This is a genomic window from Halomonas sp. DP3Y7-2 (genome assembly GCF_019800795.1).
Classification (GTDB): Bacteria; Pseudomonadota; Gammaproteobacteria; order Pseudomonadales; family Halomonadaceae; genus Halomonas; species Halomonas litopenaei_A.
Genome location: NZ_JAHVKJ010000008.1, coordinates 25,574 through 47,375, shown reverse-complemented (window position 1 = coordinate 47,375; position 21,802 = coordinate 25,574). Strand labels below are relative to the sequence as shown.

At 63.6% G+C, this 21,802-nt stretch carries 19 protein-coding genes; 8 read left to right on the top strand and 11 right to left on the bottom strand.

What is annotated here, in order from left to right; all coding sequences use genetic code 11:
• Positions 1-100: 100 nt before the first annotated feature.
• The 4 genes from KUV45_RS10045 to KUV45_RS10030 all read left to right on the top strand — a co-directional run bounded on the left by KUV45_RS10045 (position 101) and on the right by KUV45_RS10030 (position 2,255).
• Positions 101-481, top strand: a complete 381-nt coding sequence (locus KUV45_RS10045; RefSeq protein ID WP_206936934.1) for a YqjD family protein — start codon at positions 101-103, stop codon at positions 479-481.
• Positions 481-912, top strand: a complete 432-nt coding sequence (locus KUV45_RS10040; RefSeq protein WP_206936932.1) for a phage holin family protein — start codon at positions 481-483, stop codon at positions 910-912. The genes KUV45_RS10045 and KUV45_RS10040 overlap by 1 nt, the downstream gene beginning before the upstream one ends.
• Positions 909-1,202 (top strand): YqjK-like family protein, encoded by a 294-nt coding sequence (locus KUV45_RS10035; RefSeq protein WP_222162946.1) that lies wholly within the window; start codon positions 909-911, stop codon positions 1,200-1,202. The genes KUV45_RS10040 and KUV45_RS10035 overlap by 4 nt, the downstream gene beginning before the upstream one ends.
• Before the next feature lie 318 nt (positions 1,203-1,520).
• A complete protein-coding gene (locus KUV45_RS10030; protein WP_222162945.1) occupies positions 1,521-2,255 on the top strand; it encodes a ParA family protein in 735 nt (244 codons plus the stop codon).
• A 13-nt stretch (positions 2,256-2,268) separates the two neighbouring features.
• Here KUV45_RS10030 and KUV45_RS10025 read toward each other — a convergent pair whose 3' ends face one another.
• The 6 genes from KUV45_RS10025 to KUV45_RS10000 all read right to left on the bottom strand — a co-directional run bounded on the left by KUV45_RS10025 (position 2,269) and on the right by KUV45_RS10000 (position 10,678).
• A complete protein-coding gene (locus tag KUV45_RS10025) occupies positions 2,269-3,285 on the bottom strand; it encodes a CHAD domain-containing protein (RefSeq protein WP_222162944.1) in 1,017 nt (338 codons plus the stop codon).
• 51 nt (positions 3,286-3,336) lie between these two features.
• Entirely contained in the window at positions 3,337-5,112 is a 1,776-nt protein-coding gene (locus KUV45_RS10020) for a VWA domain-containing protein (RefSeq protein WP_222162943.1), read from the bottom strand.
• Positions 5,113-5,318: 206 nt separating this feature from the next.
• Positions 5,319-5,882: an RNA polymerase sigma factor gene (locus KUV45_RS10015; protein ID WP_222162942.1), complete on the bottom strand. Its 564-nt coding sequence runs from the start codon at positions 5,880-5,882 to the stop codon at positions 5,319-5,321.
• 297 nt (positions 5,883-6,179) lie between these two features.
• A complete protein-coding gene (locus KUV45_RS10010) occupies positions 6,180-8,378 on the bottom strand; it encodes a TRAP transporter permease (protein WP_222162941.1) in 2,199 nt (732 codons plus the stop codon).
• A 95-nt stretch (positions 8,379-8,473) separates the two neighbouring features.
• Positions 8,474-9,448 (bottom strand): TAXI family TRAP transporter solute-binding subunit, encoded by a 975-nt coding sequence (locus KUV45_RS10005; protein ID WP_222162940.1) that lies wholly within the window; start codon positions 9,446-9,448, stop codon positions 8,474-8,476.
• 165 nt (positions 9,449-9,613) lie between these two features.
• Positions 9,614-10,678 (bottom strand): tartrate dehydrogenase, encoded by a 1,065-nt coding sequence (locus KUV45_RS10000; protein ID WP_206936919.1) that lies wholly within the window; start codon positions 10,676-10,678, stop codon positions 9,614-9,616.
• Between the two features lie 125 nt (positions 10,679-10,803).
• On the opposite strand from KUV45_RS10000, the gene KUV45_RS09995 reads away from it, so the two are divergent.
• Positions 10,804-11,706 carry a LysR family transcriptional regulator gene (locus tag KUV45_RS09995; protein ID WP_206936918.1) on the top strand — a complete coding sequence of 301 codons (903 nt, stop codon included), beginning with the start codon at positions 10,804-10,806 and terminating at the stop codon, positions 11,704-11,706.
• 9 nt (positions 11,707-11,715) lie between these two features.
• Here the strand turns inward: KUV45_RS09995 and KUV45_RS09990 are convergent, their stop codons facing one another.
• Positions 11,716-12,891: an NAD(P)/FAD-dependent oxidoreductase gene (locus KUV45_RS09990; protein WP_222162939.1), complete on the bottom strand. Its 1,176-nt coding sequence runs from the start codon at positions 12,889-12,891 to the stop codon at positions 11,716-11,718.
• 330 nt (positions 12,892-13,221) lie between these two features.
• Between KUV45_RS09990 and KUV45_RS09985 the strand changes: the two genes are divergently transcribed.
• On the top strand, positions 13,222-14,388 hold the full coding sequence (locus tag KUV45_RS09985; protein WP_222162938.1) for an efflux RND transporter periplasmic adaptor subunit: 1,167 nt from the start codon (positions 13,222-13,224) through the stop codon (positions 14,386-14,388).
• Positions 14,388-17,501 (top strand): efflux RND transporter permease subunit, encoded by a 3,114-nt coding sequence (locus KUV45_RS09980; RefSeq protein ID WP_222162937.1) that lies wholly within the window; start codon positions 14,388-14,390, stop codon positions 17,499-17,501. Before KUV45_RS09985 ends, KUV45_RS09980 begins: the two co-directional genes overlap by 1 nt.
• A gap of 105 nt (positions 17,502-17,606) precedes the next feature.
• On the opposite strand, the gene KUV45_RS09975 is transcribed toward KUV45_RS09980, so the two are convergent.
• On the bottom strand, positions 17,607-18,056 hold the full coding sequence (locus KUV45_RS09975) for a VOC family protein (RefSeq protein WP_224852044.1): 450 nt from the start codon (positions 18,054-18,056) through the stop codon (positions 17,607-17,609).
• Between the two features lie 201 nt (positions 18,057-18,257).
• Complete coding sequence (locus tag KUV45_RS09970) at positions 18,258-18,776, bottom strand: hypothetical protein (protein ID WP_222162936.1); 519 nt, start codon at positions 18,774-18,776, stop codon at positions 18,258-18,260.
• Between the two features lie 232 nt (positions 18,777-19,008).
• On the opposite strand from KUV45_RS09970, the gene KUV45_RS09965 reads away from it, so the two are divergent.
• Positions 19,009-19,440 (top strand): STAS/SEC14 domain-containing protein, encoded by a 432-nt coding sequence (locus KUV45_RS09965; RefSeq protein ID WP_222162935.1) that lies wholly within the window; start codon positions 19,009-19,011, stop codon positions 19,438-19,440.
• Between the two features lie 135 nt (positions 19,441-19,575).
• Here the strand turns inward: KUV45_RS09965 and KUV45_RS09960 are convergent, their stop codons facing one another.
• Positions 19,576-20,736: an alpha-hydroxy acid oxidase gene (locus tag KUV45_RS09960; RefSeq protein ID WP_222162934.1), complete on the bottom strand. Its 1,161-nt coding sequence runs from the start codon at positions 20,734-20,736 to the stop codon at positions 19,576-19,578.
• Between the two features lie 23 nt (positions 20,737-20,759).
• Complete coding sequence (locus KUV45_RS09955) at positions 20,760-21,767, bottom strand: D-glycerate dehydrogenase (RefSeq protein ID WP_224852045.1); 1,008 nt, start codon at positions 21,765-21,767, stop codon at positions 20,760-20,762.
• Positions 21,768-21,802: the final 35 nt, after the last annotated feature.

The following is a 21,802-nucleotide window of genomic DNA, read 5'->3' as shown; positions in this document are numbered from 1 at the left end:
GGCGCCAAGGCCATTGCGGCACCTGCTACTCTAATGCGAGCATAAAGAAGATGGCTGATGCCTCTTCAGCGTCTGTCCACCCACGTCAAAGGAAGACATGATGGCTACACGAAGCTCCAGCACCACCAGCAAGACCAACGCCAAAGCCGATGCCGCCGAAGCCGCTTCTTCAAGCGCCTCCACGGAGCAGCTGCGCGCAGACCTGAAGCAGCTGTCCACCACACTGGAGGATCTGCTCAGCGCCACCGCCGATGACTCCAGTGAAGCGGTGAAGGAATGGCGCAGCAAGGCCGAAGCGCGCCTTAAGGATACCCGCGCTCGTCTCGAGGCCACCGGTGAGCGAGTCTATCGCCAGACCCGTGACAGCGTGACCGAGCAAGTGGATGCCTGCGACCGCTATGTCCACGACAACCCGTGGAAGAGCATCGGTATCGGCGCCGCCGCTGGCGTCGTGATCGGCATGCTGCTCGGGCGTCGCTGATGTCTGACAGCCAAGGACCGGCACAGCGACTGTTCGGCGCAGGGAAGCGTGTCCTTTCCAGCCTGATCGCCACCGGCGAGACGCGACTGCGTCTCGCCGTGCTTGAGCTGGAAGAAGAACGCGCCAGACTGGTCACCATGGCACTGCTGCTGGGCCTCAGCATGGTACTGCTGATGCTGGGCATCGCGACCCTGACGGCGTTCGTGATCATTGTCTTCTGGGATTCGTATCGGCTGACCGCCATCGCCGTCAGTGCGGCCGTCCTGCTGCTGTCGGGAGTGGGCATGGCGCTGGTGGCCATGCGCATGGCACGCCAGCGCACCCTGCTGGTCAGCACGCTGAAACACCTGGCGCTGGATCGCGAACTGGCAGAGTCATCGCTCAACGACGATCCTGGCGCGCATCGGGATATGCGAGGACCCTCGGCATGAATCGTGATCAACCTTCTGCCACTCGAGCGCAGCGCAAGGCAGCGCTCGAAGCCACTATCGAACAGCAGCGGCTGGACATTCTGCTGGCCGCCCACCGCTACCAGCAGGCCGGCCGACGCATTGACGCTGGCTGGCAGGCCGTGAGCCGCTACCGCACCCCGGTGTTGCTTGGAGCCGGTGCCGCGCTCATTCCGGTTCTGCGCCACCCAGGTCGACTGACACGCTGGGGACGCAAGCTGGTCGTTACCGCGCTGGCCGTGCAGCGGGTCAGACGCCTGATCCAGCGCTAGCCTGGTGGTTCTTGCCTGGCATTCTCTTGCCACGCTGTTCCTGACCGACTCTTTCTGCCTCCCTCTGCCTCGCTTCCTCTGCCCCGCTTCCTCTGCTCCGCCTTCAACCTGGTCCCAACGTCTACCTCTATCGAGCGCCAGCCTTTGGCCAGCCCGGCATGGGCTCTGCCGCGACAGGGGCTTATCCTACAACGACTCGGCCGTGCAATCTGCGCGTTGCTGACGGAAGACTCAACCTCCGTTCCATGACACAGCGAAGCTGCTAAAGCTGTGTTAGAGTCCTTCGATAACGTCATCAATTATCAGGGATAATCGGCGATGCGAATGCTGTCGCTCTACAGCATCAAAGGCGGCGTCGGCAAGACCGCGTCCGCCGTCAATCTCGCCAGTGAAGCCGCTGGATCAGGCCTGCGCGTGCTGCTGTGGGACCTGGATCCTCAGGCGGCCACCACCTTCTATCTCAAGGTGAAGCCAAAGATTCGCGGTGGCGTCGAGAAGCTGGTCAAAGGCAAGGCCGCTTTCAACAAGGTCATTCGCGCGACCAATGTGGACGGTCTCGATGTGCTCCCGGCATCGCTGGACTCGAGGGAAATGGACCACCTGCTGGAGCATCAGGGGACCAGCCACCTACGCCAGATACTGGCGCGGGTAAGAGACGAATACGACCTGGTCATCCTCGACTGCCCGCCTACCCTTTCGCACATGTCGGAAAACATGTTCACCAGTGTCGATGCCTTGCTGGTGCCGGTCGTGCCGTCGACCCTGTCGCTGCGCACCCTTGAGCAGCTCGAGACCTTCCTCGACGATCGCCATCTTACCTGCCCGCTATGGCCCTTCCTGACTCTGGCAGATCGACGCAGAAGCCTGCACCGGGAGGTCATCGATAGCTTCGACAAGCGCTGGCCACTGCGACTGTCGACGGTGATTCCGGCGGCAAGTGCGGTCGAGCGCATGGGGCTTGAGCGTGCCCCGGTCCGTCACTTTGCCCCAGCAAGCCCGGCTGCACACGCCTATGCCGGCCTGTGGAAGGAAGTGTCCCAGCGCTTGAAGTGAGTCACTGCCGACGTCAAGACGCTGCCCTCATCTGCTGAGCGGCTTCTTCGAACCTGGCCGCCAGGCGTGCAAGCTGAGGCCTGCGACACAGGGTCATGACACGGGTCAAATGCGCCTCTGTCTGCTCTCGCTGGCGTCCCTGCAACAGCATGAATCCGCGCAGATGGCGCGGAGCGCTAGCCCGCACTGGCGCAGCCGTCGCAGCGCTTGCCAGTCGCTCCAGCATTTCATCTTCGGCGTGCTGCAGTGCTGCGGCCGTCAGGGCATCGGCTCGCACCAGGTCATCGTGGAGATCGCCGAAGGCATCCTGAAGGCGCTTCATCTCGTCTTCCAGCTCAACAAAGGCACTGCCCTGTTCTCGCCAGGGTTTCAGCAGATAGCGCAATCGCTTGCCGGTGATACGCGGACGATGCAGCGCTTCCTCTTCAGCGCCAACGCGCACCTGGGCAAGCTCCGCCAGCCACTGGTCTCGCAGCCGCTCCAGGACCTCGGCACTGGCAACCCCAAAACGGGGGGCTTCACGCACATCCCGCTTGCGCGTCGACTTCCGCATGGCGCTGCTGCCCAGTGCCGCCCGTTTACCCCGCGCTCGATTGGCCGCCTCGCGTAGCTTGGCATCGAGCATAGGGAAGCTCGCGATCGGCGCATCCAGCCTGGCGTAATGCCTGTCGACCTGAGGCGCCAGGCGCTCACGCCACCAACCGAGTGCGCCCCGCTCAGCGGCTCCACTGGTCGCCACCTGTTCGTCCAGCCAAGCCAGCATGACCTCGCTGTCACGCGCGTCGTTGGTCGCACGCGCCAGCGCTGTCAGCTGTCGATAAAGCTCTTTATCGACAGCCACGCCGGGCTGTGAGCGGAAATCCTTGAGCAAGGAGCGTAGGCGACGAAGGGCCACCCGGAAATCGTGAAGCCCTTCCGGCTCATGGGGTTGGCGAATACGCGGGTAGGCCTGGCGCGCCTCATCGAGAAGAGCGCTGATGATGGACGCCATGGCCGCATTTACACGCCGTCGCCCCAACGCCTTGGCCATGCCCCCTCCTGAACAAGAAAGTTGTGATACATCCCAGCGTAGCGTAAAACCTCAGCGCTCCGACAGGTCTCTGGCCAGTCGCATCAGGCGTACTGCCTCGGCACGATAGCCAAAGCGATCTTCGCCCCTGTTGCCCTCCGCCAGGGCGATGGCATCGTCCCAGCCCCAGTCACCGAGATAGCGGTCATCACCGAGCAACTGACCAACGCCTGCGATGGCGGCGGCGAAGGACGCTTCGCTATCGGGCAGCTGCCAGGCTGCTTCCGTCGGCGCCTTGATCGGCATCTCGATCAGACGGCTGCGATCGTCCCCCGGCACCTTGTAGCGAAGCGCCAAATGGCCGAGCTCGTCGCTGTAGGGGCCCACCGGGCTGTGATCCTCCTTGGCGTAGCGCCGCGGTTCGCTCATCGCGGCGTGGGACCCCACCGGGGTGATCTCGTAAAGTGCGGTGACCTGATGCCCTGCGCCTATATCACCGGCATCTACCCGGTCATTGCGGAAGTCCTCAGGCCTCAGCGCCCGGGTTTCATAGCCGATCAAGCGGTACTCCTGCACCCGCGCCGGATTGAACTCGACACGCACCTTGACGTCATTGGCGATGGGCTCAAGCGATGCCGACAGTTGATCCACCAGCACCTTCTGCGCCTCGGTCATGCTGTCGATGTAGGCCGCCTGGCCGTTGCCATGCTGGGCAAGGGACTGCATCACGGCATCGTCAAGATTGCCGCGCCCGAAGCCCAACACCGACAGGTAGGCGCCATCGTCGCGCTGGTCGGCGATAAAGCGCTCCAGCGCTTCGGGGTCGCTGATGCCCAGATTGAAGTCGCCATCGGTGGCCAGCACCACTCGGGTCGTCTCGCCCTCGCCGCTCATCCGCCTCGCCACTCGGTAGGCCTGACGCAATCCCGCCTCACCGGCCGTGCCACCGCCCGACGTCAGACGCTCCAGTGCGCTGATGATGTCATCACGCTGGGCGACCCTGGTCGGCTTCAGCGCTATGCCGGCGCTGCCAGCGTAGGTGACGATGGCGATTTCGTCGTCGTCTTCCAGTTCACCCAACAACAGCGCCATGGATCGCTTGAGCAAGGGCAGCTTATCCGGCGAGTGCATCGAGCCAGACGTATCGATCAGCAACACCAGATTGACCGGCGGGCGGGGGCCTGGCGTGGCCGCCCTGCCCTGAAGCGCTACTCGTACCAGTTGGCGCCCGGAGTTCCATGGCGAGGCAAAGACGTCAACGATCGGGAGAAAGGCCTCGGCGTCAGGCTGCGGGTAGTCGTAGCTGAAGTAATTGATCATCTCCTCGATGCGCACCGCCTGGGGTGGTGGCAACTGTCCCTGCATCAGCGACGAGCGCACCACCGCGTAGCTCGCCGTGTCCACGTCCACCGAAAAGGTCGACACCGGCGCCTCGGCGGTCACCCTAAGGCTTGAGGCATCGAACTCGGGATAGGCTTCCGTGGTGGCGGTAGACACCCGGGCCGAAGGCCCCGGGCTCGGCAAGGGCGCTATCCGTGCGACCTCCTGACTCGGCATCAGGCCGCGCATCGCCGTCGATGTCGATGTCGCAGGAGAGAGCGACGCCGATGGTGAAGAAGCCAGACGTCCACGCTCGGTCGACTCCAGGGCGGCCTCGGACTTGCTGGCCATTCGAGGTGGCGCGACGACCATCTCGGCATCCTGGCTCGGCTCGGACCCCGTCACGACGTCGACGTCCTGGCCTTGGGGCCACAGCAGGTAAAGCCCCAGTGACAGCGCCGCCAGCGAGGCGGCGGCAGCCACCGATGGTCGACGGTGCAAGGGTCGATGTGTGCTTGACCGATTCATGGGGGTATCCCTCCGGGGGAAACGTGGCCACGACCTGGTGTCGTCGCGACCTTCCCCCGAGAGACGTGGCTCGTCCCTGGACTCTTGGTCGGTGGCCTGACATTGATCGAATCGGTCAAGCGCCGCCTTGAGATGCCCGGACTTCACCTCCGCCTCTGGCGCGGGTGCAGATGACAGAGCCCGTTCGAGGCGCTTCAGCTCATCACTCATCTTTCCTCCTCCCCCCGGGCCAGCGCGCTCAGTTGTCGTTTCACCTCACTCATGCGCCAGGCCACAGTGCCCTCAGATACCTCCAGCACCTCGGCCACCTGGGCCTGGGTCATGCCTTCACCCAGCGACAGCGCCACGGTGTCACGCAGCTCCATCGACAGCGTCGCCATTGCTCTGGCGAGCCAGCGCTGCTCAGCGTCGCGCTGTCGATTACGCCGATGTCGGTCTTGCTCCCAAGCCTCCCAGCCCTCGGCAGCCTTGCGCCGAGTAGCCTGCTGCCGGCGGCGATCGTGGGAGGCGTTGACCGCGACCCGATACAGCCAGGTGGAAAAAGCAGCACGCCCGTCAAAACTCGGCAATTTATCGGGTAGTGCCAGACAGATGTCCTGGGTCAGATCCTCGGCCTCGGCGCGGCTTCCGGTCAGCCGCCAGGCCAGCGCAAACAGCCGGTCGTAGTGGCGAGACAGCAGGCGCGCGAAGGCCTCACGCTCGCCTCCGGCAGCGCCCTTCACCAGTTCTATATCCGTTGGTACCCGGGCTTCGGGCTGTTGAATCGACAAGTGGCCGCTCCTCGCGGTCGGACTCTCGGAAAACCACATCACCCCACAGGGGGGGCGTCTTCATGTAAAGACGTCGCTGATGCCCTGATCCTTGGGCGGCCGAGAAAAAAAACGCAGGCAGCATCCCTTGAACAGGAAGCCTCCACGTCTGTGCAAGGTAGTAGCATAAAAAAGAGGCGGCCCGTAGGCCGCCTCCCCGCGCTTTAGCACCCGGGCTTGTGCTCTGCTTCAAGACGCCAGGTATCGCTGCGCCCTGTCTTCGCTGCCTTGCCGTTCTTGACAGGGCAGCGTAGCGACTCAGGAGGGCAGCGTGCCGGCGCTCTTGTGGCGCCAGCGTTGGACGCCCCAGATCGTCGCACCGAGCCCCAGCCCCATCAGATCGGTCACCAGCCCGCCAGCAATCATCGCCAGGGCAGCCACTCCCAGCACCAGCCTTGCCACCAGGCCCACAGGTGCTGCCAGGAAGTAGCCCTGAAGCGCCGCCGCCAGCAGATAGATACCGATACTGGCGGTGACCGCCACCCTGACGATCTCCCACCAGGCTCCCTGCATCAGCAGCGCAGGACTGTAGAAGAACATGAAAGGCACGATAAAGGCGGCCAGGCCGAACTTGAATGAGGTGGCCGCGGTCTTCAGCGCATTGGTGTTGGAGATTGCTGCCGCCGCGTAGCCCGCCAACGCCACTGGCGGCGTGATCGCCGACAACACCGCGTAGTAGAACACGAAGAAATGGGACACCAGCGGTGAGATGCCAATCTGCTGAAGTCCTGGCGCCACCACCGAGGCGGCCACCGCGTACGCTGCCGTGGTGGGCATGCCCATGCCCAGCAGGATCGAGATGCACATGGCGAAGAACAGCGCCAAGAAATGGCTGGTATCGGCAATTCCCAGCAGCATGGACGCAAAGCGCGCGCCCACCCCGGTCAGCGAGATGACGCCGACGATAATCCCGGCGCAGGCACACACCGCGATCAACGGCACCGACATCCGCGCGCCCAGCTCCAGCGCCCTGAGCAAGGCCTTCGGCCCCATCCAGTGCGGCGTCAGCCAGGACACCACGGCGGCGCTGACCATGGCCAGCGTGCCCGCACGGATGACCGAATACCCCATGAACAGCGTGGCGATCAGGATGATGATCGGCAGAAACAGATAGACCCGCTTGACCATCTCCCCCATCTGGGGCAGCTGCTCCCTGGGCAGGCCCTGCATGCCATCCCGGCGCGCTTCCAGGTCCACCATCAGGTAGATGGCGAGGAAGTACAACGCCGCCGGAATCAGCGCGGCAAAGGCAATCTCGGTATACGGGATACCGGTAATCTCGGCCATGATGAAGGCCCCGGCACCCATGATCGGCGGCACGATCTGGCCACCGGTGGAGGCCGCCGCCTCGATTCCCCCGGCACTCAGCGGGTGATAGCCGACCCGCTTCATCAGCGGAATGGTCAGCGACCCGGTCGCCACCACATTCCCGGCAGAGGTGCCGTTGATCATGCCCATCAGCCCCGAGGCAAAGACGGCTACCTTGGCGGGCCCACCCCTGGAGCGCCCGGCCATGGCAAAGGCAAAGTTGACGAAGTAGTCGCCCACCTTGGACGCCTGCAAGAAGGCGGCAAAGGTGATGAACAGAATGATGTAGGTCGACGATACCGCCGTGGTCGGCCCAAGCACCCCACTGTCGGTGTACAGATAAGTGAAGAAGCGCTTGGCGGTGTAGCCGTCGTGGGCCAGGATGCCGGGCAGGTAGGGGCCGGCGAAGGCATAGACCAGAAAGACGCTGGTGATGACGATCAGCGCCAGTCCCGCGATACGCCGCGTAAGCTCCATGATCAGCAGGATACCGCTGGCCGCGACCAGCCACTCAGCGGTGCCGACCAATGGTGTTCCCGCCGCCATGCGCCAACGGCCCAGGACAAAGATCAGGTAAGCGGCCACCACCAGTGCCGACACCATCAACGCCAGGTCCGGCCATTGAATCCGGTCCCCTCGACTGCTCGGCGCCCGGCAGAAGGCCCAGCTTGCGAGCACGCCGAGCGTACTGGCAAGCGTCAGCGAGACGGCCAGATGCATCGGTAGAGCAGGATGAAAGGCGGCGCCACGGGCATCGCTGAGTCCCCACAGCACCAGGGCACAACCCGCCGCATACAGGCTCGCTGCCAGGGTCAGCGTGGCCATCGCCCGCTCGGCGCCAGACGGCCGGCGCGCTCCGCTTGTCACCGCATCAGGGTCTACCGACATCGCCGCGGTGATCGCGAACCCCACCAGCAGACCGCCTGCCACGTGAAGAATGCGAAAGGTCCAGGTTTCGATCGGCGCAATGTTCAGCGCATAGAGGTGCATCGCAGTAAACAGCACGCACCCCAGCATCACCGTACGGCCGACCAGGCCGTCAAGCACGCGCTCATTATGGGCACGGGGCAGGTCATCGGCGCCCTCAGCCACCACCGTGTGCAGAGAAGCCACCTCGCCAGCGGGCTCCGCTTGTCTTGTCGTGGTCATGTTAGTCGTCCCTCAGATCACCAACGCCGAGACCCACCCAGGGCCTCGGCGCAAGGGCATCAAGGCCAGCCGCTACATCGGCCGGCCCATGCGCATCAGCCTTCCAGGTTGTCCGGGATGTCGTAGCCGTTTTCCTCGAACCAACGGACCGCTCCCGGATGCCAGGGCATGAAGCTGTTCTGGGAAGCGTTCTCCGGCAGGGTTTCCTTGGCCGAGCCGTGCACCTTGAGCATGCGCTCGTGCTCTTCCATCACCGTCTTTGTCACCTCATACACCAGCCCTTCGGGCATGTCCTTGTGGGTGATGGCAAAGTTCCAGATCGACACGGCTGGGGTCGGTTGTTCCAGCGACTGATAGGCACTCGCCGGAATCGACGAAGCGCTTAACGCAGGGAAGTCCTCCAGGAACTGCGCGCTTTCCTCCGGGGAGAACGAGAAGATATTGACGTCGGCTTGCGCCTCGAGCTGACTGAACGCGGAAACCGGTATACCGGAAGCGAAGGCAAAGGCATCGAGCAGGCCATCCTGGACCTGCCCCGCCTGATCGGCGGCGCCGCCATTGCGGGTATCGACCTCGATACCCAGCTTGTCGAAGATCTGCGGGAAGTAGAGATCACCGGTTCCACCGGCAGGCCCGATGCCGATGGTCTTGCCGTCCAGGTCGGCGACGGAGTCGATACCTGAATCCTTGAGCGCAATGACCTGCAGTGCGGTCTGGTACATCGGGAAGACCGCCCGCACGTCGGTGTGCTCGACTCCTGGCGCCAGCTGGCTGTTGCCTTGCCAGGCCTGATAGGCGGGTCCCATGGTGACCATGCCGAACTCATGCTCGCCCATCTGCACCATGGTGACGTTCTGCACCGGGCCACCGGTGACCTCGGCACCAAACGAAATGCCCGTGCGCTCGCCAACCAGGTTGCCCCAGCCGCTGCCGTAGATGTAATAGGTGGCACCCTGGCTGCCGGTACCGATGGTGACGCTCTGCGGCCAGTCTGCCGAGTCGTCGGAGGCGAAGACCGGGCTGGCGGCGGCAGCGATCAGTGCGCTGACAATAAGCGGTGTGGTGTTCATGGCGTTGCTCCTCGATATTGTGATTGTTGCTGGCAAGCCTCTTGCTGGGCTTGTGGAGCGGAGAGCCGATGATCTCCGGCTCCCCAGAGACTCACGCAGGTGGACATGACGCTGCGCGAGTCACGTCATCGCCCCCCGACGCCACGGCACCAGGGGGAGTCAGGCTTATCCCTGGGCTTCAATATCTGCACAGATGGCGGCGGTCACGTCTCGGGTAGTGGCGTCACCGCCCAGATCCCTGGTCTGCATGCCGGAGGCTGTCAGTCGTTCGATGGCTGCCATCAGGCGTTCTGCGGCAGTGGTTTCGCCGAGGTGTTCAAGCATCATCGCGGCGGTCCAGAACGACCCCACCGGGTTGGCAATGCCTTGGCCTGCGATATCAAAGGCGGAGCCGTGGATCGGCTCGAACATCGATGGAAAGTTGCGTTCCGGGTTCAGGTTGGCGGTCGGGGCGATGCCCAGACTGCCGGACAGCGCCGCCGCCAGATCAGACAGAATGTCAGCGTGCAGGTTGGTGGCCACCACCACGTCCAGGGTCTCAGGCTTGAGCACCATGCGGGTGGTCACCGCATCCACCAGCTCCCGGTCGATCTCGACCTCGGGAAAGTCCTTGGCCACTTCGAAGAACAGCTGGTCCCAAAGCACCATGCCGTGACGCTGGGCATTGGACTTGGTCACCAGCGTCAGCTTCTTGCGCGGGCGGCTCTGGGCCAGCTCGAAGGCAAAGCGATGGATACGCTCGATGCCCTTGCGCGAAAAGATGGAGAGCTCAGTGCCAATCTCGTCAGGCAACCCCTGATGCACCCGGCCGCCGTTGCCGGAATACTCACCCTCACTGTTTTCACGGACGATCACCCAGTCGATCTTGTCGGCGCCTTGCAGGCGACTCTTGACCCCCGGCAGCACTCTGGCCGGGCGCACATTGGCGTACTGATCGAACCCTTGGCAGATCGCCAGGCGCAGCTCCCACAGTGACACGTGGTCGGGCACGTCTTCGCTGCCCACAGCGCCGAAATAGATGGCATCGAAGCCCTTCAGACGCTCCAGTCCACCGTCGGGAATGTACTGCCCCTGCTCCAGGTAGCGCTTGGAGCTCCAGTCAAAGTCTTCAAATTCGAAGCCGAAGTCGCCACTTTTCTTGGCCAGAGCCTGCAGTACTTGCTTGCCCGCTTCGATGACTTCCAGCCCGATCCCATCGCCGGGCATGATCGCTACCTTGTGTGTTCTCATCTGTCTTGGACCTCGTTGACGGACCAGAAAACCTGGTCATTGATGGTGTCAACGAAGGCTAAGTGACAGCAGGAAATAGCGGCAATAGACTGGCGGTTAAAGCTACCTTGACCCTAGGGTTAACCATGAAATCCATTGCCGATCTCGAATTCTTTGTCTACCTGTGCGAAGCCGGCAGCCTGTCCCGCGCCGCCAAGGACCTGGATATCACTCCCGCTGCGGCCAGCAAGCGATTGGCAAACATGGAGAAAGCGCTGGAGACTCAGCTGTTTTATCGCACCCCGCGTGCGATGAGTGTGACGCCGGATGGGGTGGTGATGCTGCGCTATGCCAAGCGAATGCTGGCGGATATGGCATCACTACAACGCGCCCTGAAGGTCAATTCCGACGACACCTCGGGACAGATTCGGATCAACGCGCCTTTCGGTTTTGGCCGCCGACATATCGCCCCTTTTGTTGCGACGTTTGTCGAACAATATCCCGGTATCGACTGCCAGCTTCAGCTATCGGACCACCCGCTCAACCTGGTGGCCAATGCCTTTGATATCGGCATTCGCTTCGGCAGCCTGCCTGACTCAGGACTGCATGCGCGCAAGATCGCCTCACATCGCCGCCTGCTGTGCGCCTCGCCAGCCTATCTGGACCGACACGGCCATCCCCGAACACCGGAGGAACTCAGCGATCACAACTGCATCGTGCTCAGGCAAAACGACGACACCTACGGCAACTGGCGCTTTACCCGCGGCGAGCGCCACCATCAGATCAAGGTCCGCGGCAACCTGTCCGCCAACGACGGTGAGAGTGTCCTGACCTGGGCGATGCGCGGACACGGCATCGCCGTAAGGGCAGAGTGGGACGTGCACGAGCATCTGGCACAGGGACGACTGGTACAGGTACTGCCCGACTATCAGCTTCCCAACGCCGACATCTACGCCGTCTATCCCTACGCCGACCACCTGCCCACCCGCATTCGTCGCTTTATCGACCACCTGGTCAGCGAGATGGAAGCCCTGCCCTGTGCTACTTGAGCTGATTGCCTACAGCGACTGCCCGCAGGCGACGGCACTGGCCCATGCCCACTGGAAGTTGTAGCCGCCAAGCTCGCCGGTCACATCCAGGACCTCACCGATAAAGCGCAGCTGCGGCAGGCCCTGGACCTCGAAGGTCTTAGAGGAGATGGCGTCGACCGCCACGCCCCCCATGGTAACTTCGGCGGTGCGCCAGCCTTCGGTGCCGGCGGGCTTGATGCGCCAGCGGTTGAGGGATTCGGCCCAGGACGCGAGGCTTGCGTTGGAACGCTCGGCCAGCACGCCATCATCCCCGTGCCACTCCACCAGCGCCTGAGCCAGGCGCTTCGGGTAGCGCTCGGACAGCCAGGTCGACAGGCGCCGCTTCGGCGTCTCTCGGCGGGCGATACACAGCGCCTCAAAGGCGTCTTCACCGGGGAGCAGGTCAATCTCTAGGTCATCGCCGGGCTGCCAATAGCTTGATATCTGCAGCATGGCAGGGCCCGACAGCCCGCGATGGGTGAACAGCAGCGGCTCGCGGTACTCGCCACCGCGACAGCGGGCGACGACATCCGTCGACAGACCCGACAGCGCCGAAGCCCGCTCCTTCCATTGCGATGTCAGGGTGAACGGCACCAGGGCCGCCCGTGTCTCGGTGACCTCAAGCCCAAACTGGCGGGCGATATCGTAGCCAAAGCCACTGGCACCCATGGTCGGAATCGACAGGCCTCCTGTGGCGATGACCACGGCTCCCGCCTCGATGCGACCGGCCGAGGTCGTCAGGCGCATGCCTTCCCCCTGGCGTTCGATGCGCTCGACGCGGGTCTTCAGGCACAGCTCGACACCGGCCCAGTCACACTCGGTCAACAGCACGTTGAGCAGATCCTTGGCGGAGTCGGCGCAGAACAGCTGACCGGGGGCCTTTTCCACGTACTCCAGACCGTGCCGCTCTACCAGCTCGACAAAATGGTCGGGGCGATAGCGCTTGAGAGCCGAAATGCAAAAGTGCGGGTTCGCGGAAAAGAAGTTGGCAGCGGAGGTCGCCATATTGGTGAAGTTGCAGCGGCCGCCGCCTGACATCAGGATTTTCTTGCCCGGCTTGTTGGCGTGATCGATCACCATGACCGAGCGACCGGCGTAGCCGGCCGTGAGCGCACACATTAACCCCGCGGCACCCGCGCCAATGATGACCACATCCACCTTCATCCGACTGCTCCCCACACCCTGGCAAAGCCGCCAATACTAGCAAACAGTGCGCCATGAATCGCCCAGCTTCGACGCCCTGACGTCACGCTCTGCCGTCTCGCGGGTGCAACGGGCGTGTGCAACGCTCTGTTGTTATCCGGCGAACGACTTGCGAAAACAATGTGCAAGTGCACCAGGCTCGGGCTATCAACGCCATGTCTCCGGCATGCTGTCGCTATACTCGGACATTCTGTCACTCAAGGTGACCCACCCGTTTCGTTGTCACGCTCCGCCGAAGGGCTGCCGGGTGTCGACGCCGCTGCTTCGCCCATGTTTATCAGGACGATTACCATGCCACTACGCTTACCACGGTCACCTTTCTTGCCGAAAACTGCATCACGGCACCGGAAAGGCTGCCTGGCATGGGCCAACGCCCTGCTCCCGGCGCTCGCTCTGTTTGCTACCCCCTCCCACGCTCAGCAGGCCCCCGGAACCACACCGCAAGGACCGCCACCGACCCCGATCATCGCTGCAGAGGTGGTGCTAGACGACTGGTCAGACCCGCTGGAATCTCTGGGCACGCTGTCCGCCAATGAGAGTGTCACCCTATCGGCCACGGTGACGGACACGGTGTCGGCGATCAATTTCGAGGGCGGTGAAGAAGTCAGCCAGGGCGATATTCTGGTGGAGCTATCCGATACCGAAGAGCGTGCGGCCCTGCGCGAGGCCCAGGCCTTGCGTACCGAGCGCCAGAACGCAGTCAACCGGTTCGCCCAACTGCAAAGCCGCAACCTGGCGCCGCGAGCCGATGTAGAAGACAGTCGTGCCCAGCTGCAGCAGGTGGACGCCACCATCGCCGGGTTCGAAGCCATGCTCGACAACTACCGCGTCCGCGCGCCCTTCGACGGAGTGGTCGGGGTACGCGATATCAGCGTGGGTACCCTGGTCACGCCGGGCACCGAGCTGACCACCCTCGACGACATCTCGCGCATGAAGCTCGACTTCGACGTTCCTGAGGTGCAGCTGGGGTCGCTATCGCGTGGTCTTAGTCTGTCCGCCACGACCGCCGCCTATCCAGAGCGTGTATTCGAGGGCGAGATCGCCACCATCGATTCTCGAGTGGACCCGGTGAGTCGCAGCATCACCGTGCGGGCTCTGCTCGACAACGACGAACGCCTGCTGCGGCCAGGAATGCTGATGCGTGTGACCATTGCCCGAAGCCCCCGCCAGGCGCTGGTCATTCCCGAGTCGGCCCTGGTCCCCGAAGGCCAGCGCCAGCGGGTCTGGGTGTTGCCCTCACGGGAGGACAGCGACGTGGTGCAGCGAGATATCGAAGTCGGCTCTCGCCGCGAGGGCGACGTCGAGGTCATCGACGGACTCGAGGCTGGAGAGCTGGTCGTGACCCACGGCAACGATCGACTGCACGAGGCTTCCCGGGTCGAGCTGATCGGCATCGAGGACGAGACCACCAGCGTCAGCGACATCCTGCTTGAGCAGCGCCAGGAGGGCGACCGCTGATGCGCCTGTCCGATGTGTCCGTCCAGCGACCGGTGCTGGCCACCGTCATGGCCGCGCTGATTGTCGCCTTTGGCCTGCTTGCCCTGACCCGCCTGCCGCTGCAGGAATATCCCACCATCGACCCGCCCATCGTCAGCATTCGCACCGCTTACCCTGGCGCCTCAGCCGATGTGGTCGAGACCCGCATCACCCAGGTGCTGGAGGAGCGTATCGCCGGCATCGCCGGGATCGAGGTCATTACCTCTACCTCCACCGACGGCAATTCGAACATCAACGTCGAGTTCAGCCTGTCCACCGATATCGACGCCGCCGCCAACGACATGCGCGACCGGATCTCTGGCGCCGCCGACAACTTGCCCGATGAAGCCGACCCACCGGAGGTGCGCAAGGAAGACACCAGCTCCGAGGTGGTGATGTGGCTGATGCTGTCTGGCGAGGGCTACACCACGGCAGAGCTGACCGACTACGCCGAACGCTATCTGGTGGACAGCTTTTCGGTCCAGGAAGGCGTGTCCGGGGTGTTCGTCGGCGGCGCCAAGGAATACGCCATGCGGGTGTGGCTCGACAACGATGCCCTGGCCGCCCGCGGGCTGACCGTCAGCGACGTGGAGTCGGCCCTGCGGGCAGAAAACGTGGAGCTGCCCGGGGGCGCGGTGGAATCCCAGGATCGCCAGTTCATGGTACGCCTGCCGCGCAGCTTCTCGACCCCGGAAGACTTCCGTGCGCTGGTACTGGACCGCGGCGAAGGCGGCTACCTGGTCAGGCTGTCCGATGTCGCCCGGGTTGAGCTTGGCACCGTGGAGGAGCGTTCGCTGTTTCGCGGCAACGGCAACACGGTGGTGGGGCTCGGCATGGTCAAGCAGTCCACCGCCAACGTCATGGCCCTGTCCAGTGCCGTGCGCGCCGAGATGGAGCGCCTCTCCCCTCGCCTGCCCGATGGCATGAGCCTGTCGCTCAACTATGACGCCTCGACCTTCGTTTCTGGCGCCATCCGCGAGGTGGTCAGTACCCTGTTGATCGCCATTGGCCTGGTGGTGGTGGCGATCTTCGTGTTTCTCGGCAACCTGCGCACCACCCTGGTCCCTGCGGTCACCGTGCCGGTTACCCTGATCGGCACCTTTGCGGCCCTGGCCGCCATGGGCTTTACCATCAACCTGCTGACGTTGCTCGCCCTGGTGCTGGCCATCGGCCTGGTGGTGGACGACGCCATCGTAGTGCTCGAGAACATCCACAGGCGCATGCACCTGTACGGCGAAACGCCCTTGGTGGCTGCCTTCCGCGGCGCCCGCCAGCTGGCCTTTGCGGTGATTGCCACCAGCCTGGTGCTGATCGCCGTATTTGTGCCGCTGAGCTTCATTCAGGGAGACGTCGGCAAGCTGTTCACCGAATTTGCCCTGACACTGTCGGCGGCGGTGGCCATTTCCACCCTGCTGGCGCTGACCCTGACACCGATGATGGCCTCCAAGATCCTGTCATCGAGTCTCCACGAAGGGCGCCTGGCTCACCTTGTCGATCAAGGCTTGCAGCGTGCCCAGGGGGTCTATCGGCGCTGCCTCGAGGCGGTCCTGAAAGCGCGCTGGCTGGTGGTGGCCTGCTTCGTCGCCATGCTCGCCGGCATCGCCTGGCTCTACCCCCAGCTACCCGCCGAGTACACGCCCAGAGAGGACCGCGGCACTTTCTTCGTCATCATCAGCGGTCCCCCTGGCGCCACCTTCTCCTATATGGAGGACTACATGGACGAGGTGGAGGCCCGACTGCTCCCGCTGCGCGACAGTGGAGAAGTCGAGCGCGTGTTGATCATCGCCCCCCAGGGCCGCGGCAATACCGAGAACTTCAATTCCGGCTTCAGCATCGTTGGCCTGTCGGACTGGGCCGAACGACGCCCCGCCTGGCCGATCATGAACGAAGTTCGCCAATCCCTGGCAGAACTGCCAGGCATTCGTGCCTTCCCGGTCATGCGCCAAGGCTTCGGTGGGGGTACCGAACAGGGCCTGCAGTTCGTGCTGGGCGGCGGCAGCTATGAACAGCTGGCCACCTGGCGCGATGCATTGATGGACCATATCCGCCAGACCAACCCCAACCTGCTCAACCTGGAAAGTGACTACGAGGAGAATCAGCCCCAGCTCAACGTCAATATCGACTACACCCGGGCGGCGGACCTTGGCGTCACCGTCAGCGAGATTGGCCGCACCCTGGAGACTCTGCTCGGCGGGCGCACAGTGACCCGTTTCACCGATCAGGGCGAGGAGTACGACGTTATCCTCGAGGGTGAACGCGGCTCCAACCCAACCCCCAGTTCACTGGACAACGTGCGGGTGCGCTCCGATCGCAGCGGCGAGCTGATTCCGCTCTCAAGTCTGGTGACCGTGGAAGCCTTCGCCGGCCCCAGCCAGCTCAACCGCTACAACCGGCTGCGTGCGGTGACGCTTCAGGCCGACCTGGCCGACGGTTACTCCATGGGCGAGGCCCTCGACTATCTCGAAAATGCCGTCAACGAGGTGCTGCCAGCGGGCGTACAGACCGACGTCAAAGGGGCGGCCCGTGACTATCGGGAGTCCACGGGCGCGACCACTTTCCTGCTGGTGCTCGGGACGCTGGTGGTATTCCTGGTCCTGGCGGCCCAGTTCGAAAGCTTTATCCACCCCCTGGTGATCATGCTGACGGTACCGCTGGCCATCGGCGGCGCCCTGCTCGGACTGTGGCTGACGGGACAGTCCCTCAATATCTACAGTCAGGTAGGGCTGGTCATGCTGGTGGGGCTGGCGGCCAAGAACGGTATCCTGATCGTCGAATTCGCCAATCAGTTGAGAGATGAAGGCATCGCCTTCCGTGAAGCGCTGATGCGAGCCGCCATGACCCGCCTGCGGCCCATCGTGATGACCTCGGTGACCACCATCGCCGGCAGCGTACCGCTGATCCTGTCCAGCGGCGCCGGTGCCGAGACCCGAATGGTCATCGGCACGGTGATCTTCACCGGCGTCGCCGCCGCCACTTTCTTTACGCTGTTCGTGGTACCGGTGGCCTACGACCTGATGGCACGGCGCACCGGGTCTCCCGGGGATGTGGCGCGCAAGTTGGAACGCGAAATGGAACAGTCGCCGGAAGCCCACTGAAGCAGAGCGTCACAGGCCCGCTTGCTCAAGACAGCTGGCCAGGCGCTCCAGGGCATCGACACCCTGGATATCAGTGGGCAACCAAGGCACCCGGGGACGCGGCATTCACGGACCCGGTTTGCCGGATGGGCCTGGCCAGAAGGAGGGATGATGGGCCACTTCCCAGAGGTGTCCGTCGGGGTCGGCAAAGTAGCCCGAGTAGCCTCCCCAGACCACCTGTTGACCCGGTTTGAGCAGCGTGCCTCCAGCGGCTTTGGCCTGGGCCAGCACCGCATTCACTTCATCAACATCGCGAGCCATATAGGCCAGGGTCACGCCACGAAACCCCTCGCCACCGGCATTGACCATCACATCCTCGGCAAGCGCGTTCCAGCCATAGAGGGCCAGCCACGTGCCTTGCAGGGTGAAGAAAGCGATCTTGGCGTCATCTTCCTCTAGACGTGGCCAACATAGTCCGTGCTGATAAAACTCGATGGCACGATCAAGCGATTGGACCCCGAGGGTAATCAGCCCGATACGTGGCTCCGGTGGGCGGGGTTCGACCTTTGGCATCATTCGACTCTCCATTGCTGACGCGTTACACGCCATGCTGAGAGCCTAGACGGGAAACCTTGCATGCTGGATGCGTAAACACCCGCCGTGCCGAAATGACACAGCGGGTATCTGTCGGGTATCGGTGTGGTTCAGTTATTCGCCGTCTGGCTAGGCCATTCTGTGTGGCCCCGCCGGCGGCCTGGCTGGGTGCGGGAAACAGGCTCAGCCTTCAACGACCAGGGTGTAGTCCAGGGTCGGGTTAAGCGGGCAGGAATAGACGTACTCTCCGGGCTCCAGGCTGATGGCAAAATCCTTGGTCTGTCCGGCGGCCAACCCGCCCCCTGATGCGCTGGGCAGACGCGCACGGTTGACCAGCCCATCCCCGCGCAGCCAGAAGCCCAGTTCGTAGGGGACACCTTCGTTCTTGACCCGAAAGACGTAGTCGCCGGGGGGCAGGTGGATCACCTTGGACGCGGCCAGACGTGCCTCGCCCGTCTCATCATTAAAGGCCTCGCAGTCAGCCTTGCTGCGCGGTTGGACACCATGGTGGGTGCCGTTTTCGCTTTCCAGGAATTGACAGCCCACCTGGGTCAGCTCGATCACCCTGGGAGACGCGGCGTGGGACTCAGCGGCCTGGGCGGGAGCCGTCCAGCCGATCGTCCCGGCCAACCCGAGCGCCAACGCCCAACTCGCCCACCACCCCCTGTTGCCGCCGTGAACACTCGTTGCCCGAGCTTGCATAAAGGCCACCCTCGTTTGCATGATGATGAAGGCGAGGCAAGAGGCCTTCGCCCTGCTCCATCGTCGTCGCCAACCGACCAAGGGGCCTTACAGGTACAACGTCAGGCCTTTCCAACGTAAGCCCGCGCAGCGCCCGTCGCGGCCAGCAGCGACTATGCTGAACATGGTGCTCCAGGTTTCCTCCCGCGACCTGGCGACGCGCCCCCACCGTCCCCCGACAAGGAGATTTCCGATGCTCGAGCAGATTCCACATCCCGCTGATCATGTGGTGGCCATCCGTGCTGGTGGCACCGTGACCGCTCAGGAACTGCAGCAGGCCATCGACCTCATCGAAGCCGCCAAGAAGCGCTACCCCAAGGTCAGCATGGTGGCCGAGCTTGATGACCTGCGTTGGATGACGCTGACCGCGCTGCTGCGAGACCTTGGCTACGGGCTGACGCAGATTGGGGAGCTCGACCACTATCATCGTGCCGCCGTGATCACCGACAAGGAGTGGATCAAGCACGTCGCCCATCTGGAAGATCGGCTGGTGAAGAAGATCGAGATCCGCACCTTTTCACACAAGGAGCGGGACGCCGCCATGGCCTGGGTCGCTGCGCTGCCGCCAGGCGCTGACTCAGCAAGCGAGGATGAGCCGGAACGAGATGGCTATCACGGCGCCTGACGGCCCGGCTCCCGACACCAGCTCCGTGCCTACTCGAGATAGCAGGCAGAACGGACAGGGGCGCTCAGCCGAGCGCCCCTGTCACTGTATCTGTATCGCTACGCCTTCCCGCCGACTACAGGAACAATCTCCTGTTCAGCCGCTCTTTCTCAATGAGTGGAGCCCCAGCTGGTCGAGCCGGGTGATGCCGAGCAGCGCCATGTTGCGCTCGATTTCCTCGCTCAACAGGCGTGTGGCGTGGGCCACACCAGCATGTCCTGCGACGCTGGCGGCGTAGTTGTAGGGGCGGCCGATAAAGACAAAGTCAGCCCCCAGCGCCAGTGCTTTCAGCACCTGGCCACCGCGCCGAAAGCTGCCATCGATCATGACCGGGATAGCGCCCTCGGTCGCCTCGAGCACTTCAGGAAGCATGGTCAGGGGCGCCACCGTGGCATCCAGCTGGCGCCCACCATGATTGGAAACGATCAGCCCATCGGCACCGATGTCCCGCGCCCGACGCGCATCATCGGGATGCAGAATCCCCTTGACCACCAGTTTTCCCGGAAAGCGTGAGCGCACGTGCTCCAGGGTCGACCAGTCAAGATGACGACGCCCGGCAAAATCACGGGCCGCATGCTTGGCCAGTACCGGTACGCCGCGGGTGGCAAAGTTGTTTTCAAAGTGAGGCACGCCATGGCGATACAGCGTTCGCAGGAAGGTGCCGAATAGCCAGCGAGGCCGCGTCACCCCATCCCAGGCGAGCCTGACACTGGGCTTCAAGGGGCTGGAGAAGCCCGCTCTGCGGTGGTTTTCCGGATTGGGCGGCACCGCATAGTCCACCGTGACCACCAGACGGGTATAGCCCGCCTGTATGACCCGATCAAGCAAGGCGTCGATGCCTTCCAGGGTGCCTGGCAGATAGGCCTGGAACCACTCGGCACCGTGTGACTCGGCGAGCGCTTCCATGGGAATCAGGGACGAGCCGCTGACAATCATCGGAATCCCTGCTCGGCGGGCTTCATCGGCCAGCACCCGATCGCCCTGATAGGCGGTCAGGGCACTGATGCCCATCGGGGCAATCCCGAAGGGTTGGGCATAGCGCTGTCCCAGCAACTCCACTTCGGTGGAGGTCGTCGAGACATTCACCAGCGCTCGCGGCAGCCACTGATAACGATCGAAGGCCTCGCGACTGGCACGCGCCGTGGCACCCTCTTCCGCGACGCTGGCCACATAGCCAAACAGCGGACGCGGCAAGTGACGACGGGCCACCCGCTCGAAGTCATCAAGGCTGTAGATGTCATCGAGACACCGCTTCATTCGCTCTCTCCCTTCCTTGTTGTTCACCGAGGGTCGTCGGCCAGGACACCGCCATTGACCGCGTCCACCTCTCCGCGTCCCGTCAGAGCATTGATCAGATTGGCGACCGCGCGCCCAGCCATGGCAGCACGCGTCTCATGGGTCGCCGAGCCAATGTGCGGCAACACCACCACATTGTCCATTCGGCATAGGGGTGAGTCGGGGTTCAGCGGCTCCTGTTCAAACACATCCAGCCCCGCCGCGCGAATCACGCCACGCTGCAGCGCATCGATCAACGCCTGCTCGTCCACCACCTTGCCCCTGGCCACATTGATCAAGGCGGCCGATGGCTGCATGCGCGCCAGCGCGGCGGCGTCGATCAGGTGGTGGGTGTCCTCTCGATACGGGACGCTCAAGCAGACGATTTCGGCACGCGCCAGCAGCTCGTCCAGCGAGCAACGCTCGGCCCCCAGCTGCTGCTCCAGAGACGGCTTGGGGGTGGAGGCGGCATACAGGACCGGCATGTTGAACCCCAGCGCGGCGCGCCTGGCGATGGCCGCCCCGATACGGCCGGCGCCAACAATGCCCAGCACCTTACCGTGCACGTCATGGCCGAAATGATGGGGGCCAACATGGTTCTGCCAGCGCCCCTCGCGCACCATGCAGGACAGCTCCACCAGCCGCCGTTGGGTGGCCATGATCAGGGCGAACGCTGTATCCGCGGTGGTTTCCGTCAGCACATCCGGCGTGTTGCACAGCAGGATACCGCGACGACTCATCGCCGCCAGCGGCAGGTTGTCGTAACCCACCGAAATGGTCGACACCACCTTCAGCTGCGGTGCGCGCTCAAGTGCAGCGTCATCCAGCTCCAGCTTGCCGCCAATCAGGCCATGGGCCCTGGCCAGCGCGGCGTCATACTCGGCGCGATTGCCGTCATGCAGCTCATCGAAGTAGTCGACCTGGGCCACCGCCTGCAGCGCGGCCAGGTGCGCCTCGCTCAATCTGCGCAGGGCCACAATCCTGAGGTCGTGTTGTGCCATAGTACGTGACATAGTGTGTGCCATGTTGATGCCCTCGTTCACGCATC

What these genes read in the sequence shown, in the direction of transcription:
- KUV45_RS10045 (WP_206936934.1), top strand. Translation starts at nt 101, where the DNA reads ATGGCTACACGAAGCTCCAGCACCACCAGCAAGACCAACGCCAAAGCC.
- KUV45_RS10040 (WP_206936932.1), top strand. Translation starts at nt 481, where the DNA reads ATGTCTGACAGCCAAGGACCGGCACAGCGACTGTTCGGCGCAGGGAAG.
- KUV45_RS10035 (WP_222162946.1), top strand. Translation starts at nt 909, where the DNA reads ATGAATCGTGATCAACCTTCTGCCACTCGAGCGCAGCGCAAGGCAGCG.
- KUV45_RS10030 (WP_222162945.1), top strand. Translation starts at nt 1,521, where the DNA reads ATGCGAATGCTGTCGCTCTACAGCATCAAAGGCGGCGTCGGCAAGACC.
- KUV45_RS10025 (WP_222162944.1), bottom strand. Translation starts at nt 3,285, where the DNA reads ATGGCCAAGGCGTTGGGGCGACGGCGTGTAAATGCGGCCATGGCGTCC.
- KUV45_RS10020 (WP_222162943.1), bottom strand. Translation starts at nt 5,112, where the DNA reads ATGAATCGGTCAAGCACACATCGACCCTTGCACCGTCGACCATCGGTG.
- KUV45_RS10010 (WP_222162941.1), bottom strand. Translation starts at nt 8,378, where the DNA reads ATGACCACGACAAGACAAGCGGAGCCCGCTGGCGAGGTGGCTTCTCTG.
- KUV45_RS10005 (WP_222162940.1), bottom strand. Translation starts at nt 9,448, where the DNA reads ATGAACACCACACCGCTTATTGTCAGCGCACTGATCGCTGCCGCCGCC.
- KUV45_RS10000 (WP_206936919.1), bottom strand. Translation starts at nt 10,678, where the DNA reads ATGAGAACACACAAGGTAGCGATCATGCCCGGCGATGGGATCGGGCTG.
- KUV45_RS09995 (WP_206936918.1), top strand. Translation starts at nt 10,804, where the DNA reads ATGAAATCCATTGCCGATCTCGAATTCTTTGTCTACCTGTGCGAAGCC.
- KUV45_RS09990 (WP_222162939.1), bottom strand. Translation starts at nt 12,891, where the DNA reads ATGAAGGTGGATGTGGTCATCATTGGCGCGGGTGCCGCGGGGTTAATG.
- KUV45_RS09985 (WP_222162938.1), top strand. Translation starts at nt 13,222, where the DNA reads ATGCCACTACGCTTACCACGGTCACCTTTCTTGCCGAAAACTGCATCA.
- KUV45_RS09980 (WP_222162937.1), top strand. Translation starts at nt 14,388, where the DNA reads ATGCGCCTGTCCGATGTGTCCGTCCAGCGACCGGTGCTGGCCACCGTC.
- KUV45_RS09975 (WP_224852044.1), bottom strand. Translation starts at nt 18,056, where the DNA reads ATGATGCCAAAGGTCGAACCCCGCCCACCGGAGCCACGTATCGGGCTG.
- KUV45_RS09970 (WP_222162936.1), bottom strand. Translation starts at nt 18,776, where the DNA reads ATGCAAGCTCGGGCAACGAGTGTTCACGGCGGCAACAGGGGGTGGTGG.
- KUV45_RS09965 (WP_222162935.1), top strand. Translation starts at nt 19,009, where the DNA reads ATGCTCGAGCAGATTCCACATCCCGCTGATCATGTGGTGGCCATCCGT.
- KUV45_RS09960 (WP_222162934.1), bottom strand. Translation starts at nt 20,736, where the DNA reads ATGAAGCGGTGTCTCGATGACATCTACAGCCTTGATGACTTCGAGCGG.
- KUV45_RS09955 (WP_224852045.1), bottom strand. Translation starts at nt 21,767, where the DNA reads ATGTCACGTACTATGGCACAACACGACCTCAGGATTGTGGCCCTGCGC.